This window comes from Pseudomonas moraviensis subsp. stanleyae, from assembly GCF_036283065.1.
GTDB classification, from domain to species: Bacteria; Pseudomonadota; Gammaproteobacteria; order Pseudomonadales; family Pseudomonadaceae; genus Aquipseudomonas; species Aquipseudomonas stanleyae.
This window is the reverse complement of record NZ_JAADJI010000013.1, coordinates 56,854-71,660: the sequence shown is the minus strand read 5'-3', so window position 1 is coordinate 71,660 and position 14,807 is coordinate 56,854. Positions and strand designations below refer to the sequence as shown.

Sequence of the window (14,807 nt, the reverse complement as noted above, 5' to 3'; positions counted from 1 at the left end):
CTATATATAGAAGCGACAATCGGTTAACCCCTGACAGCCATTCCGGCAATACCGGAACAATGAGCAGCTCAGCCTCATCGGAACCTGCGAATGCGATGAAGTGCCCTGCCCCACTACGCGAAACCGGCCATGGCCGGATTTCAGAACCGCTAAAACAAAAAAGGCGCCAGACTGTTAAATCTGGCGCCTTTCGGAATATGGGGTGGACGATGGGGATCGAACCCACGACAACGGGAGTCACAATCCCGTGCTCTACCAACTGAGCTACGCCCACCATATTGCGTAACAAAAAAGCCAAACAACTTCTTTGTCGAAACCTCATCAGGCCCGAGGCACAGATGAAGCTTTATTTGGTGCGGATGAAGAGACTCGAACTCTTACGCCTCGCGGCGCTGGAACCTAAATCCAGTGTGTCTACCAATTCCACCACATCCGCGGATGAAGCTTTTAAAGCAAAGGCGCCAGACCGTTAAATCTGGCGCCTTTCGAAATATGGGGTGGACGATGGGGATCGAACCCACGACAACGGGAGTCACAATCCCGTGCTCTACCAACTGAGCTACGCCCACCATATCGCGTTACTTGTGCCAAAGCTGCCTAATGGCGCACCCGGCAGGACTCGAACCTGCGACCATCCGCTTAGAAGGCGGATGCTCTATCCAGCTGAGCTACGGGCGCCTTGTTAATCTGTACTCTTAAAGGACTACAAACTAAGTGCTTTCCAGTGTCACAGAACCTTGATTCCACTTCACCTTCTTAACCAGTGCTAGGCTGTGCCCGACAAGTGCGACGAATAGTATAGAGGGCTCCAAAGGTCGTCAAATCCTTTTTGAAAAAAATTCATTTAATTAAAGGAGTTAGCGGAATTTGCTGACCAAGCGCCTTTGCCCTCACCGCTCGACATGCGAGAATGCGTTCTCATTTTTTCCCCTCTCGATGGTTAATCACGCGCAATGACTGCACAACTAATCGACGGCAAATCGATCGCCGCCAGCCTGCGCCAGCAGATCGCCCAACGAGTTGCCGAGCGTCGCCAGCAAGGCCTGCGCACCCCCGGCCTCGCGGTGATCCTGGTCGGCAGCGATCCTGCCTCTCAGGTTTATGTCTCGCACAAGCGTAAAGACTGTGAAGAGGTTGGCTTCCTCTCTCAAGCCTACGACCTGCCCTCCGACACCACTCAGGACGCCCTGACCGATCTGATCGATCGCCTCAATGACGACCCGGCCATCGACGGCGTTCTCCTGCAGTTGCCTCTGCCCGAACACCTCGATGCTTCCAAACTGCTGGAACGCATCCGCCCGGACAAAGACGTCGACGGTTTCCACCCGTACAACGTCGGTCGCCTGGCCCAGCGCATCCCACTGCTGCGTCCGTGCACACCGAAAGGCATCATGACCCTGCTCGAAAGCACCGGTGCTGACCTTTACGGGATGGACGCTGTGGTCGTCGGCGCCTCCAATATCGTCGGTCGCCCGATGGCCATGGAATTGTTGCTGGCCGGCTGCACCGTCACCGTGACCCACCGCTTCACCAAGGATCTGGCCGGCCACGTCGGCCGTGCCGATCTAGTGGTCGTTGCCGCTGGCAAGCCGGGCCTGGTCAAGGGCGAGTGGATCAAGGAAGGCGCGATCGTGATCGACGTCGGCATCAACCGCCAGGACGACGGCAAACTGGTCGGCGACGTCGTCTACGAAACCGCCCTGCCCCGCGCCGGCTGGATCACCCCGGTACCGGGCGGCGTCGGCCCGATGACCCGCGCCTGTCTGCTGGAAAACACCCTATACGCGGCAGAAACCCTGCACGTCTGAGTGGTTTTTTCGCACCACCGAAACCCCGCCTCGTGCGGGGTTTTTGTTTCGACTGAAAAAACTGCGCATCTTCATTTTGCAATGCCAATGAAAAAATCAGCCTATCTGCAATTCAACGTGTTGTAGCAATTCCACCATTTGAGAGTCTGCCCATCACGCGTATGTTGACAAGTCAGTGCCAACGCCCCGCCATGAGACTTAGCGCATTTCCAGGCCTGGCTGTCGATGAAGGAATGCAAGGAGGATGGTTTGATCCCACAATGGAATGCTGAGGGAGTTTTACCTCCCATCAATATCAACGACCCAACAGGGTCTGACCGGGCTCCCTATCATGCGAGCCTTGAGCAGATGGTCGACAGGTTCGCCACCAGTCCAGACCGGTGTGATATTTTCGCAGGATATCTAGCTCATCGCTCAGAGCTTCACAAAATGGGTATGGACAGCGGATTTCAATGGCTGGATGGAAGCTTTACCGAAGACATCGAAATGCTTGAACACCGGGCTCCTCGAGATATTGATGTTGTTACTTTCACTGATGCTGGCGACGCTCTTTTTGACGCACTCGGGGATGATGCGGTCAAGCTTCTTGGTGGCGACCGGGTTCACCTTAAGAAAGCATTCAAGATCGACTTCTATATCCAATCGTTGACTGATCCAGCCGAATCATTGGTAGCCATGACGACTTATTGGTACAGCATGTGGTCCCACAGGCGCACCGGACAATGGAAGGGTTTTTTGCGAGTTGATCTTTCGCCTGTAGAGGATGAAGCTGCAAAGACCTTGCTCGCAATACGTCGGCAGGAGCTAGAAGATGGACAGATCTGAATATGCCCATAAAGCCGCAGAGCTCGGCTTTCTTGAAAAACAAGCTGCCGCTCCAGGCATCAGCAAGCTCACCCAGATGTCGATACAGGCACGGATAGAGCAGGCGCGGTCGTTCCTGGAAGATAATGGCAAACACGCCTATCGGCCCGCTAAGGTCCGGTTGACTTACCGCGGCGCACCTGTCTGGGGCACCCATGGCGTACTTGCTGAATTTGGTGCTTCCGCTACCCAGGCATTCAGCGTCGCGATAACAGCCATCGCCGCATCGCTGTCAGGCTCACTGGCAGATAAAGGCCCTATCCCGAACAGGTTAGCCAATCAGCTTTTAATTACCGGACCAGCTCGCGGTTCCTTTGGGTTCGAGCTTGAAGAAATACCGGCGGACAAGCAGCTTGATATAGAGGGCACGACGCCGGTATCGCAAGCAATCGAAATTCTCGCAGAGTTGCTCGAAGCGACGACGACAAAAAGTGACGAGGAGCTATCCGAACCAGTTTCCCGTTTGGCTGACAGAGCAATAGCGGCCGTATCGGATTTTCTCAACGAGCTATCCGAAAATGATGCGTCGTGCGGAGTGGCGACCAGTACCCGTCGGTTTCAGTTTTCTGATGTTGAACAGGTGCGCCGCAGCAAAGCGCGGCTCAGCAGAGACAACATAAAAGAAGAAGACGAGACTTTTACAGGTTCGTTTGTCGGCGTCTTGCCTGATAAACGGATTTTCGAGTTCAAGACTACCGGTGGTGAGGTTTTACACGGGAGAGTTTCATCCGAAGTTGAGGGTCCAAATCTCATCAACGACCACCTCTACACCGAAGTGAGTATTCGGGTCACTGCAAGGAGGATAGGTTCGAGCAATCCCAGGTATACGCTCAAAGCGCTTCCTTGGGGCTAGATTCGGCCCGATGATCCGCGCCTGTCTGCTGGAAAACACCCTGTACGCGGCAGAAACCCTGCACGTCTGAGTGGTTTTTTCGGCAAGAGAAGAACCCCGCCTTGTGCAGGGTTTTTCATGCCTGAGAAAAAACTTCAACCGTTCGCCGGAAACCGCTCTTTTTACAGGCCTTTTCACGAGATTTTCAGGTCGTTCAAACAACCATCGACAGTTCTTCAGCCATACTCCTAAAATGCGCCGGTTTTAAGAAATAACCCGTTACAAACTAACGGTATATCCAACCTTTTAGAGTTCGCCCGCGTGAAAATTCGTCTCTCGATTCTGAGCCTGTTTTTTGCTGTTACAGGCACATTCATCACGCCAACGATCAACGCTGCGGAAACCACCGCTGTCCCACGTGATGCTTCGACCTTGAAGATCGCGTCCGGCAGCGCCCTGCTCATGGATATGCAGACCAATAAAGTCATTTATTCCAGCAACCCTGACGTGATCGTACCGATCGCTTCTGTCAGCAAGCTGATGACTGGCCTGGTGGTGGTGGAAGCTCGACAGAACATGGACGAATGGATCGATGTCGATATCAGGAACACTCCGGAAATGAAGGGTGTGTTCTCCCGGGTCAAACTCAAGAGTGAGCTGCCGCGCCGCGAGATGCTGCTGATCGCCTTGATGTCTTCGGAAAACCGCGCCGCCGCGAGCCTCGCCCATCACTATCCGGGCGGTTATGCCGCTTTTATCGCGGCGATGAACGCCAAGGCCAAGGCGCTGGGCATGACCAGCACGCACTTCGTTGAGCCGACCGGCCTGTCGGAGCGCAACGTTTCCACCGCTCGCGACCTGAGCAAATTGCTGGTGGCTGCGCACAAGCAGCCGTTACTCGTGCAACTGACGACCACCAAGGAAAAGACCGTGGCGTTCCGCAAGCCCAACTACACCCTGGGCTTTCGCAACACCGATCATTTGGTCAACAAGGCCGATTGGGACATCAAGATCACCAAGACCGGCTTCACCAACCCGGCGGGCCATTGCCTGGTGCTGGTGACGAAGATGGGCAACCGTCCGGTCGCCCTGGTGATTCTCGATGCGTTCGGCAAGTACACGCATTTTGCCGATGCCAGCCGTATCCGCAGCTGGGTGGAAACCGGGCGCAGCGCCAATGTTCCTGCGGTGGCGCAGCAATACAAAGCCGACAAGAACCTCAAGAGCCGGCAGAGCGGCGTGGTCGAAGCGGCGAAGTAGATCCAGCGCGCAAGAAAAAGCCCCGAATCTTCGGGGCTTTTTTTCGTCTGCGCCTCAGTCGTTGGGCAGCGGCATCTTATCGTCATCGGGGATGCCATCGCCCGAGCTCGGATCTGGCGACACGTCCGGCGTCAGCACATTTGGCCGCGCCAGCGGGTCGCGCATCGGGCTGTCCGGATCCAGCACCGGATCAACTTCTGGCTCCGGCGTGGTCGGGACGCTGTCAGGTTTGTGGTCATCAAAACTTGAATCGGTACTCATACGCACCTCACATCAAGGTTTCAGATCGCCCAACGGGTCGTAGGGCTTGGCCGGTTTCTTCGGATCTTCACCGGGCTCGACATCCAGCGGCGCCTTCGCCGGCCCGACCGGATCGACTTGCGGATCGTCAAGGTCCGGCGAATCCGGATCGAATCCCAGATCATCGCCTGAGGAATGTTCGGACGAATGCGGACCTTTCGGGGTAGGGGAATCTGCCATGTTGCCTCCTTGATTCACCCGCGAAGCACGGGTACTGATCTTCTGAGGCCCGCCGGGCGCAGTCGTGCCCGGCAGATGACGAACGGAGCGTTATTGCGCCGCGAGAGCTTTCCTCGCCTGCGCCGCGGCGCTTTCTTCACCGGCCTGGGCCAGTTCATCGGCGGCTTTCAACCAACGGGCACGGTCTACAGCGGCCGGAATCTGCGACGGCTTCTGGATCAGAATCGCCCAGCCACCGGACTTGTCGAACGCCGACTCGAAGCTGCCAAAATCCATCAATTGCCGACGATTCATGCCGGCGCGCAGCAGGACCTTCTGCTTATTGCGGTCGTAGCCGGAGAGGATCGCGTAACGCGGTTCAGCCCAGAATGCCGAACCTTCACTGACCCGCACCATGACTGGATAACCCGCAGCGACCTGGGTTAACAAGGCTGGCAGCCTGGCGTCGAGCGGATAGACCATCAAGCCGTATTCGCGAGCAAGGTTCTGCATGTTCTGCTGCAGCCTGTCCTCAGCGCCCGGCAAGTGCAGCGGTTTTTCCAGAAGGCCCGGGGTGATGACGATGCCTTGTTGCGACAAAAGACTGGCCAGCACCTGCGGCCCACTCTGGTTGGCTTCGCCGCGATAAAAAGTGCCGCTGAGCTCAACACGCTCCGGCAGGCGTTTGAGTTCCGGCGCCACATTACCTGCGCATCCGTTAAGCGCCGCCACGCAGACGGCGACCAGCAGCGCTCCACGCACTCGAGAAAATACCTGCACCATCATCACTCTCTTCCAGACGCCGGTCATCGTGTTCCGGCAACGCCAGCGATCATAGAGCCGCACCTGCTCGCGGTATAGCCTTAAACCGCAGACACCGTGATTACATAGAGCAAAGTGATTGGTCACTAACGACCTTTGGTCAATAGCTTGAAACACCCCATTGACTAGACTGTCACTGAAATAGAGCGAATTGCGAAAAGAGAGCGCCCGACGCAGGGCGAAGAGGAGGCACCAATGAGCCTGACCATGACCATCGTGATGTTGATAGCCGGCTGGCTGGCCGTGGCGACTGCCATGTTGTGGGGCGTGTTGCGGATTTCCCGGCGGCATCATCATCCGGTGCAGACGCCACCGGTTGAGAAGACAGAAAAGCATTCCGTACGACACATTGCTGCGCACTGAAGATCAAGAGCCCCTCACCCTGGCCCTATCCCGGAGGGAAAGGGAACTGACCGGGTGGTTCTTTTGAATTACGCCGACCTGAATCATCGAGCCGAACTCCAGGATTTTGACAAGCCCCCCAATCGGCTCCCTCTCCCTCGGGAGAGGGCTGGGGTGAGGGGTGAGATCCAGAACACACCGCCATTATCGATGCGAAAAAAAACCGCCTGGACTCAACAAGCCCAGGCGGTTTTTGTGTGGTCAACCATTACGCCTGCTGAGCGACCTTCTTCTGCTTCGCCCGGCGCGACATCATGTTCAACACCTCGATACCGGCCGAGAACGCCATGGCCGCGTACACATAACCTTTCGGTACATGGGCGCCAAAGCCTTCGGCGATCAGCGTCATACCGATCATGATCAGGAAGCCCAGCGCCAGCATGACCACGGTCGGGTTGTCGTTGATGAACTTGGCCAGCGGGTCAGCCGCGAGCAGCATCACCAGTACCGACACCACCACCGCGATGATCATGATCGGCAAGTGTTCGGTCATGCCGACAGCGGTAATGATGCTGTCGATCGAGAACACCATGTCGAGCATCAGGATCTGACCGATAGCTGCGGCAAAACCCAGGGTCACGGTCGACGTCGCGGTCTTCGGATCTTCCGGCGCCGGGTCCATGCTGTGATGAATCTCGGTCGTGGCTTTCCAGACCAGGAACAGACCACCGGCGATGAGGATCATGTCCTTCCAGGAGAACGCCTGGCCGAGGATTTCGATCACAGGTTCGGTCAACTGAACGATGAAGGCGATGGTGCTCAACAGCGCGAGGCGCAGAATCAGGGCCATGCCGATACCGATACGACGCGCTTTCTGCCGATGCTGTTCGGGCAGCTTGTTGGTCAGGATCGAGATAAAGATCAGGTTATCGATGCCGAGCACGATTTCCATCACCACCAATGTGGCCAAAGCAACCCAAGCGGTGGGGCTGGCGGCGAGTTCTAACAGATATTCCATGGGTCAGTCCTGACTCTGTGTAAGACGGTTCAGATGGTCTTGGAGGAAGATTCGGATTCTTCCGCTTGTTTTTCCGGTGTTTCTTTTTTCTGGATCAAGCCACCAGTGGCATCGCTGAGCGCTTGCTCGGCGGCCTTGTGGGTGTCGTCGATCGCTTGCTTGGCGGTTTCAGCCGCCGCGCCCATCAATTGTTGAGCGCTTTTTTCGGCCTGATCACAACCGGCCAGAACCAGTAAAGACGCAAACATCAACGCGGGGAATGTGTATTTCATAAGGTTTCCTTCGAATGAACAGACAGGCGCACACACCGGCCGTCGATGGCTGGGCATTCTAGGGAGATGAACAGTTCAGGAAAATTCGTATTTTCAGCGGCTATACTTCGGTTTTCACGAAGTGGCGATCGATATGCTCAATTACCGACAACTGCATTACTTCTGGGTCGTGGCCAAAACCGGCAGCATCGTCCGCGCTTGCGAGCAGCTGAACCTGACGCCGCAGACCATCAGCGGGCAGATTTCCCTGCTCGAACAAACCTATAACGTGGAATTGTTTCGTCGCGTGGGCCGGCAGCTGGAGCTCACCGAAGCCGGGCGCCAGGCCCTGCCCTACGCCGAGCAGATGTTTCAGTTGGGCGGCGAGCTGGAGCTGATGCTGCGCGCGCAACCCAACGAGCAGCAGATCCTGTTCCGGGTTGGCGTCGCCGATGTGGTGCCAAAATCCATTGTCTATCGCCTGATCGCACCGACGATGGAGCTGAGCGAGCCGCTGCGCATCACCTGTCGCGAGGACAAACTCGAACGCCTGCTCGCGGATCTGGCCATTCAACGTCTGGATCTGGTGATTTCCGACAGCCCGATGCCCTCGCATCTGGACATCAAGGGCTACAGCCAGAAGCTCGGTGAATGCGGCATCAGTTTTTTCGCCACCGCCGAACTCGCCGCACAGTATGGCCAGGACTTCCCGCGCAGCCTGCACGGCGCGCCGCTGTTGATTCCCGGCGCCGAAACCGTGGTGCGCAGCCGCTTGCAGCGCTGGTTCGCCGAACAGCAGATCCAGCCGCAGATAGTCGGCGAGTTCGATGACAGTGCTTTGATGCAGGCCTTCGGCCAATCCGGCAGCGGGATCTTTATTGGGCCGAGCGTGATTGCCGAGGAAGTGAAGCGTCAGTACGGCGTCGAACTGATTGGCCAGACCGATGCGGTGAGCGAGTCGTTCTACGCCATTTCGGTGGAGCGCAAGGTCAAACACCCTGGCATCGTTGCGATTACCGAGGGTGCCCGACGCGAGCTGTTTACCGGATTATGAAGCGCAGGCTTCACGCGGCTTCAGTGTCATCAACACCATGGCGAGGAACACCGACAGCAGGATGAAACCGGCAGCGGCAAAGCCGAGAAAGCCCAGACCGGCACTGTCGATCACCCGACCGCCGACCATCGCGCCCAGACCGATGCCGAGATTGGCCCCGGCGATGTTCAGCGACGCGGCAAACGCAGGCGCTTGCGGCGCGGCTTTCATCAGGCGCACATGGCTGACCAGGAACAACGCGGCCTGGGTTACGCCCCAGATGCCCATCGCCACTGCCAGGCCGACGGGCGAATGAATGTTTGGCACCAGCGAGACCATGCCGGCAATCATGAACGCACAGAACAACACCGAGGCGCCGAGCGGATGCCGATCCACCGCACGCCCACCGAGCGAGTTGCCGATCAGCCCGACCGCACCAAAGGCCATCAGGCACCAACCGACCACGGTGCCGTTGAAACCGGCAAGACGCTCAAGAATGTCGGCGAGGTAGGTATAAGCGGTGAACATGCCGCTGAACACCAGGATCGACAGGACAATATGGCCGATCATCAACGGGCTGCGCAGGATCTTGAATTGCGAACGGAAGCTGACCTGATGCTGGTGCAGACTGGTCTTCGGCAGATAGACAAACAGCAGCAAGGCTTTGGCAAACGCGATCAGCGCCAGAATGCCAAACGCGCTGCGCCAGCCGAACGCGTCGGAAATCAACGTACCGACCGGAATGCCGAACACCGTGGCGCAGACAATACCGAAGCCGATCTTGGCAATCGCCCGACCGGCGAAATCCGGGCCGACGATGTCGACCGCCGTCTCGCTGGCCAAGGCCCAGAACACCGGCAAACCCAGCGCCGGAATCAAGCGCGCGATGGCCATCACCCAGATGTTCGGCGCCAGCGCCGCCACGGTGTTGGCCAGGCCGAACATGATCAGAATGCTGATAAACAGCTTGCGCCGTTCAAAACGGGCGAAATAGGCGGTCAGAAACGGGCCGAACAGCGCCACGGTAAAAGCGAACAAGGTCACCAGCAGCCCGGCTTGCGGGATGGTGACTTCAAGGTCTCGGGCAATCGCCGGCAACAGGCCGACAATGACGAATTCCGTGGTCAGCACCGTGAATCCGGCGGCGGACAACAGAAGAATAGGCAACAACATGCGCAACTCCAGCAAAACGACGACACCAGCGATGACCCGGAGGCCCGCTGGCAGAACTTGAAAATGAGGATGGCGAAGCTTACCAGACTGTGTCTGCGCTGAGTTGCCCAAAACTGCCGATCTGCCCGGTCGATCCGGTGGCAGATCGTCACAGGCCTGAAGGTTCGCGCCTACGCTGTGATAAAGTCCGCGCCCTGAAAATCGTACAGCTGTTCAACGTGCCGTTTGGCGGCGTTGATGTCACTTCGACAGGCGTTTCGTGACTGCCCACGACGCTTCGCACCCTATAAAAAACAGAGATGCCGTCATGACCGCTTCATCCCCTTCTCTTTTGCAACGCCTGAAAAACCTCAGTCTGGTCAGCCAGATTGTCATCGGCCTGATCGCCGGCATCGCCTTGGCTCTGTTCGCCCCGGAAGCGGCGAAGTCCACCGCGTTCATTGGCAAAGTGTTTGTCTCGGCGTTGAAAGCCGTGGCGCCGATTCTGGTGTTCGTGTTGGTGATGGCTTCGATCGCCAACCACAAGCATGGCCAGGAAACCCACATCCGGCCGATCCTGTTCCTCTACCTACTGGGCACTTTCGCCGCAGCGGTGGTGGCCGTGGTTGTCAGCATGAGCTTCCCGTCGAGCCTGGTACTGTCCACGGACAACGTTACGGTCACCGCGCCCGGCGGCATCACCGAGGTCCTGCAAAGCCTGTTGCTGAGTGTTGTCGACAACCCGGTCAGCGCGCTGATGAATGCCAACTTCATCGGCATTCTCGCCTGGGCGATCGGCATGGGCATCGCCATTCGCCATGCCGGCGATACCACCCGCGAAGTGCTCGATGATCTGTCCAACGGCGTGACCCTGATCGTGCGCGTAGTGATTCGCTTCGCGCCGCTGGGCATCTTTGGCCTGGTGGCGTCGACGCTGGCCACTTCCGGTTTCGGCGCGCTGCTCGGCTATGCGCACCTGCTGGCGGTGCTGCTCGGTTGCATGCTGTTCGTTGCGCTGGTGATGAACCCGCTGATCGTGTTCTGGAAGCTGCGCCGCAACCCGTACCCGCTGACCCTGATGTGCCTGCGCGAAAGCGGCATCACCGCGTTCTTCACCCGCAGCTCGGCGGCGAATATTCCGGTCAACCTGGAGTTGAGCAAACGCCTGGGCCTGCACGAAGACACCTACTCGGTATCGATCCCGTTGGGGGCAACCATCAACATGGCCGGCGCGGCGATCACCATCACCGTGCTGACCCTTGCGGCAGTACACACTTTGGGCATCGCCGTGGACATCCCGACCGCCATCCTGCTCAGCGTCGTCGCAGCAATCTGCGCCTGTGGCGCTTCGGGTGTGGCCGGTGGTTCGCTGCTGCTGATTCCGCTGGCGTGCAGCCTGTTCGGCATCCCGAGCGAGATCGCCATGCAAGTGGTAGCGGTGGGCTTCATTATTGGCGTGCTGCAGGATTCGGCGGAGACCGCGCTGAACTCGTCGACTGATGTGCTGTTTACCGCAGCGGCTTGCCTGGGCGAGGAAGAGAAGGCTAAGCGCACGGCATAATTTCTCGCGCAACGAAAAGCCCGCCTTGGTGTGAACCTTGGCGGGCTTTTTTGTGGCTGGAATCTACCCCCTCACCCCAACCCTCTCCCCCAAGGGGGCGAGGGGGAAAGGGAGCCGATCTGTGTCGTTTTCATACCTGAGTTCGGCTTGATAGCTCACGTCAGCGTATCTCGGGCAAACACCACGGTCAGTCCCCTCTCCCTCCGGGAGAGGGTTAGGGTGAGGGGCTTCTGCCGGCTTAGAACGCGCCCATGTAGTCGCGCTTGCCCACTTCAACGCCGTTATGACGCAGCAGCGCATAAGTGGTGGTGACGTGGAAGAAAAACTGCGGCAGGCCGTAAGTCAGCAGATACGATTGGCCACTGAAGCGCTTCTCTTTCGGCGTGCCCGGACGGGTCACGATTTCGATGCCTTCCTTGCCGTCGATCTGCTCTGGCTTGATCTCGCCGATGAAGGCCAGAACCTTGGCGATCAGCGCCTGCAGCTCGGCGAACGTGGTTTCAGTGTCGTCGTACTTCGGCAGTTCGACCTCGGCCAGACGCGCCGACACGCCTTTGGCGAAATCCACAGCGATCTGCACCTGACGCACCAGCGGGAACATATCCGGATACAGACGCGCTTGCAGGAAGGCGCTCTGGTCGATGTTTTTCGCGCTGGCGTGGGCTTCAGCCTTTTTCAGCACATCGCTCAGGGCGTTGAGCATTTGTTGAAAAACCGGGACGGATGCGGCGTACAGTGAAATGGTCATGGCAGTCTCATGTGATGGCTGGGTAATACGTGGTGGCGATTATAGCCATGCTTGATGAGCACACGGCTTGCCTTTTGTTTGGCAAGGATTAGGCTAGGCGGCTTCGACTGCAGAGGGAACGCGCGATGAGCAACGAACAAGAACCCACCTCCGAACAGCCTCGGCTCAATGCCACGGAAATCCGCATCCTCGGTGCGCTGATCGAAAAGCAGGCCACCAGCCCGGAAACCTATCCGCTGACCCTCAACGCGCTGGTGCTGGCCTGCAATCAGAAAACCAGCCGCGAACCAGTGATGAATCTCAATCAGGGTCAGGTTGGCCAGAGCCTGCGGGCGCTGGAAGGTCGCGGCTTCACCCGGCTGGTGATGGGCAGCCGCGCCGACCGCTGGGAGCACAAGGTCGACAAGGCGCTGGAACTGGTGCCAGCACAGGTCATTCTGACGGGTTTGATGTTTCTGCGCGGTCCGCAGACCGTCAATGAACTGCTGACCCGCAGCGGGCGCATGCATGAGTTCGAAGATAGCGAACAGGTCGTGCATCAGCTTGAACGCCTGATCGCTCGTGGGCTGGCGGTGTTGATTCCGCGTCAGGCCGGGCAGCGCGAGGATCGCTACACCCATGCGCTGGGCGACCCGGCGGATATCGAGGTGATATTGGCGGCGCGGCACAATCCCGGGGAGCGTTTGAGCGGTGGCGTTTCGCTGGAGCGTATCGAAGAACTCGAGGCCCGCATTGCAGCGCTGGAAGAACGCCTGGCCCGTCTCGAATAACCAACACAGGGCCATTGTGGGAGCGAGCCTGCTCGCGAAAGCGTAGTGTCAGTCACCTCTGATCTTGAATGACCCGCCGCCTTCGCGAGCAGGCTCGCTCCCACAGGGGACATCTGAAAATTTCAGATTTTATTCCCCATCCCAATAATCCACACCATCCGCCTGCCGCGCGACGGCAACAAATCCCGACGCATTACCCTCGGCATCCACCGCGAAGTTATCCATCACCGCGTACTTGTTCGAATCCGGATACTCGCAGATCTCCGGCTGCTGCTGAGTGCTCACCGCCAGGTAACGCAATTCACCGGCGCTGGTATTGATGATCTGATGGGCGTTCTCCGGCCCGCCCGGTGGACAGGCGATCACATCGCCGGCGCGGATCGGAAAACGCTCGCTTCCCAACCGCACCTCGCCCTCCCCGGCCACCACGTAGAACATTTCCTCATTGACCCGATGGCTGTGGAATGGGCTGCCGCGCATCCCCGGCGGCAGGGCATACAGGCGATAGCCGAGTTTCTGCGCACCCAGTTGCTGACCGATCCGCGCGAAACGCTGCTGATAACGCCCGGCGGTTTCGCCTTCGGGGGCGAGAGCTTCGGGCAGGGGTTCGAGTGCGACCTCGTTGAGGTTGAGGATGGGCGGATGCATGGGCGGCCTCGGTTGTGGTTTTTGTGGTGGGCACATCTGTGCGTGCTGGCGAGAATTATAGAGAGTGATCCAGAACCGCAGCGCGGCCTTCGCGAGCAGGCTCGCTCCCACATTCAATCGCATTCCAGCGCAACCTGTGGGAGCGAGCCTGCTCGCGAAGAGGCCCGTTCAGCCACTACAAAAATCACTCAGCTGCGTGCAAATTCCACCGCCGCCGCGAATTGCGCCTCATTCGGCCGAACCCCGGTGTACAGCACGAACTGCTCCAACGCCTGGATCGCAATCACTTCCAGCCCGGTGATCACCCGCTTGCCCTCGGCTCGCGCACGCACGATCAGCGGCGTTTCCGACGGGATCGCCACAACATCGAACACAGTCGTCGCCGCTTTGATCACCTCAGGCTCGAACGCCAGTTGCCCGGCCTCCGGCCCGCCGTCCATGCCCACCGGCGTGACGTTGATCAGCATCTGCGGGCGCTCGTTGCCAAGCTCGGCCTGCCAGCGATAACCCAGCGAATCCGCCAATGCGCGTCCGGCGCGCTCGTTGCGGGCGATGATCAGACCGTTCCTGTAACCGCCATCGCGCAAAGCACTGGCCACCGCTTTGGCCATGCCGCCGCTGCCACGCAGGGCGAAGGTCGAATCTTTCGGCACCGCGTGGCTTTCCAGCAACTGCGCGACGGCGATGTAGTCGGTGTTGTAGGCCTTGAGGTGGCCGCCGGTGTTGACGATGGTGTTGATCGACTGGATGGCCGCCGCCGAGGCATCCAGCTCATCGACCAGGGCAATGCAGGCTTCCTTGAACGGCATCGACACGCCGCAGCCACGAATGCCCAGCGCCCGGATGCCACCGACTGCGCCAGTCAGGTCCTGGCTGCTGAATGCCTTGTAATAGAAATTCAGGCCCAGTTGTTCATACAAATGGTTGTGAAAACGCAGACCGAAATTCCCCGGCCGCCCGGACAGGGACATGCACAATTGGGTGTCTTTGTTCGGGTTCATCTGCATGAAACTTCTCCTTCATATGCACTTTCGGATGGGCGGGATTGGCCAGCCCACCGGGTTCTGAATCATCATTGCGGCTTGTTCAAGGCGCCGCGCTGGCTTGTAAAAAAGTCGCTACAGACCTTACACAAAATTTACCCAGCGGCTGTGCTGAATTTCGCAATTTTGCTGTCTTAGCTGTATCCCCGCGACAACTGTGGGCCTGGTTCAGGCCCAGTCGCCGGGTCGAAGAACC

Annotated in this window: 17 protein-coding genes and 4 tRNA genes; 8 read left to right on the top strand and 13 right to left on the bottom strand. The window is 58.3% G+C overall.

Features of this window, described 5'->3' with window-relative positions; translation table 11 throughout:
- Positions 1-198: 198 nt before the first annotated feature.
- The 4 genes from GXB78_RS23045 to GXB78_RS23030 form a co-directional block, all read right to left on the bottom strand.
- Positions 199-274, bottom strand: a tRNA-His gene (locus tag GXB78_RS23045).
- 77 nt (positions 275-351) lie between these two features.
- Positions 352-436, bottom strand: a tRNA-Leu gene (locus tag GXB78_RS23040).
- Between the two features lie 57 nt (positions 437-493).
- Positions 494-569, bottom strand: a tRNA-His gene (locus GXB78_RS23035).
- A gap of 32 nt (positions 570-601) precedes the next feature.
- Positions 602-678, bottom strand: a tRNA-Arg gene (locus GXB78_RS23030).
- Positions 679-953: 275 nt separating this feature from the next.
- On the opposite strand from GXB78_RS23030, the gene folD reads away from it, so the two are divergent.
- From folD to pbpG, 4 genes are all read left to right on the top strand, one after another.
- Entirely contained in the window at positions 954-1,808 is an 855-nt protein-coding gene (folD, locus tag GXB78_RS23025; RefSeq protein WP_016775338.1) for a bifunctional methylenetetrahydrofolate dehydrogenase/methenyltetrahydrofolate cyclohydrolase FolD, read from the top strand.
- Between the two features lie 225 nt (positions 1,809-2,033).
- Positions 2,034-2,633, top strand: a complete 600-nt coding sequence (locus tag GXB78_RS23020) for a DUF6932 family protein (protein ID WP_329517142.1) — start codon at positions 2,034-2,036, stop codon at positions 2,631-2,633.
- Positions 2,620-3,525 (top strand): hypothetical protein, encoded by a 906-nt coding sequence (locus tag GXB78_RS23015; RefSeq protein ID WP_329517141.1) that lies wholly within the window; start codon positions 2,620-2,622, stop codon positions 3,523-3,525. The genes GXB78_RS23020 and GXB78_RS23015 overlap by 14 nt, the downstream gene beginning before the upstream one ends.
- Positions 3,526-3,825: 300 nt before the next feature.
- Positions 3,826-4,764, top strand: coding sequence for a D-alanyl-D-alanine endopeptidase (pbpG, locus tag GXB78_RS23010; RefSeq protein WP_042609165.1), 939 nt, complete (start codon positions 3,826-3,828; stop codon positions 4,762-4,764).
- Positions 4,765-4,818: 54 nt separating this feature from the next.
- On the opposite strand, the gene GXB78_RS23005 is transcribed toward pbpG, so the two are convergent.
- From GXB78_RS23005 to GXB78_RS22995, 3 genes are all read right to left on the bottom strand, one after another.
- Positions 4,819-5,025 carry a hypothetical protein gene (locus tag GXB78_RS23005; RefSeq protein WP_329517140.1) on the bottom strand — a complete coding sequence of 69 codons (207 nt, stop codon included), beginning with the start codon at positions 5,023-5,025 and terminating at the stop codon, positions 4,819-4,821.
- A gap of 12 nt (positions 5,026-5,037) precedes the next feature.
- Positions 5,038-5,244, bottom strand: coding sequence for a DUF6021 family protein (locus tag GXB78_RS23000; RefSeq protein ID WP_329517139.1), 207 nt, complete (start codon positions 5,242-5,244; stop codon positions 5,038-5,040).
- 90 nt (positions 5,245-5,334) lie between these two features.
- Positions 5,335-6,006, bottom strand: coding sequence for a peptidase C39 family protein (locus GXB78_RS22995; RefSeq protein WP_329517227.1), 672 nt, complete (start codon positions 6,004-6,006; stop codon positions 5,335-5,337).
- A gap of 234 nt (positions 6,007-6,240) precedes the next feature.
- Between GXB78_RS22995 and GXB78_RS22990 the strand changes: the two genes are divergently transcribed.
- Positions 6,241-6,408, top strand: a complete 168-nt coding sequence (locus tag GXB78_RS22990; protein WP_252880512.1) for a hypothetical protein — start codon at positions 6,241-6,243, stop codon at positions 6,406-6,408.
- Positions 6,409-6,655: 247 nt separating this feature from the next.
- On the opposite strand, the gene GXB78_RS22985 is transcribed toward GXB78_RS22990, so the two are convergent.
- Together GXB78_RS22985 and GXB78_RS22980 are read right to left on the bottom strand one after the other, a co-directional pair.
- Positions 6,656-7,405 carry a TerC family protein gene (locus GXB78_RS22985; protein ID WP_203418679.1) on the bottom strand — a complete coding sequence of 250 codons (750 nt, stop codon included), beginning with the start codon at positions 7,403-7,405 and terminating at the stop codon, positions 6,656-6,658.
- A 29-nt stretch (positions 7,406-7,434) separates the two neighbouring features.
- The gene (locus tag GXB78_RS22980; protein WP_042609160.1) at positions 7,435-7,677 is read right to left on the bottom strand and encodes a hypothetical protein; all 243 of its coding nucleotides are present in this window, start codon (positions 7,675-7,677) and stop codon (positions 7,435-7,437) included.
- A 133-nt stretch (positions 7,678-7,810) separates the two neighbouring features.
- Between GXB78_RS22980 and nhaR the strand changes: the two genes are divergently transcribed.
- Positions 7,811-8,710 (top strand): transcriptional activator NhaR, encoded by a 900-nt coding sequence (nhaR, locus tag GXB78_RS22975; RefSeq protein WP_042609159.1) that lies wholly within the window; start codon positions 7,811-7,813, stop codon positions 8,708-8,710.
- Here nhaR and GXB78_RS22970 read toward each other — a convergent pair.
- Positions 8,705-9,862 carry an MFS transporter gene (locus tag GXB78_RS22970; protein WP_252873072.1) on the bottom strand — a complete coding sequence of 386 codons (1,158 nt, stop codon included), beginning with the start codon at positions 9,860-9,862 and terminating at the stop codon, positions 8,705-8,707. The two genes, nhaR and GXB78_RS22970, sit on opposite strands and share 6 nt — an antisense overlap.
- 307 nt (positions 9,863-10,169) lie before the next feature.
- Here GXB78_RS22970 and sstT point away from each other — a divergent pair, with 307 nt between their 5' ends.
- Positions 10,170-11,402 (top strand): serine/threonine transporter SstT, encoded by a 1,233-nt coding sequence (sstT, locus tag GXB78_RS22965; protein ID WP_116658113.1) that lies wholly within the window; start codon positions 10,170-10,172, stop codon positions 11,400-11,402.
- A 238-nt stretch (positions 11,403-11,640) separates the two neighbouring features.
- Here the strand turns inward: sstT and GXB78_RS22960 are convergent, their stop codons facing one another.
- Positions 11,641-12,150 carry a DUF1993 domain-containing protein gene (locus GXB78_RS22960; protein WP_329517138.1) on the bottom strand — a complete coding sequence of 170 codons (510 nt, stop codon included), beginning with the start codon at positions 12,148-12,150 and terminating at the stop codon, positions 11,641-11,643.
- 125 nt (positions 12,151-12,275) lie between these two features.
- On the opposite strand from GXB78_RS22960, the gene GXB78_RS22955 reads away from it, so the two are divergent.
- Positions 12,276-12,920 carry a YceH family protein gene (locus tag GXB78_RS22955; protein WP_329517137.1) on the top strand — a complete coding sequence of 215 codons (645 nt, stop codon included), beginning with the start codon at positions 12,276-12,278 and terminating at the stop codon, positions 12,918-12,920.
- Between the two features lie 129 nt (positions 12,921-13,049).
- On the opposite strand, the gene GXB78_RS22950 is transcribed toward GXB78_RS22955, so the two are convergent.
- Together GXB78_RS22950 and GXB78_RS22945 are read right to left on the bottom strand one after the other, a co-directional pair.
- Complete coding sequence (locus tag GXB78_RS22950; RefSeq protein ID WP_329517136.1) at positions 13,050-13,568, bottom strand: cupin domain-containing protein; 519 nt, start codon at positions 13,566-13,568, stop codon at positions 13,050-13,052.
- 188 nt (positions 13,569-13,756) lie between these two features.
- The gene (locus GXB78_RS22945) at positions 13,757-14,575 is read right to left on the bottom strand and encodes a shikimate 5-dehydrogenase (RefSeq protein WP_329517135.1); all 819 of its coding nucleotides are present in this window, start codon (positions 14,573-14,575) and stop codon (positions 13,757-13,759) included.
- Positions 14,576-14,807: the final 232 nt, after the last annotated feature.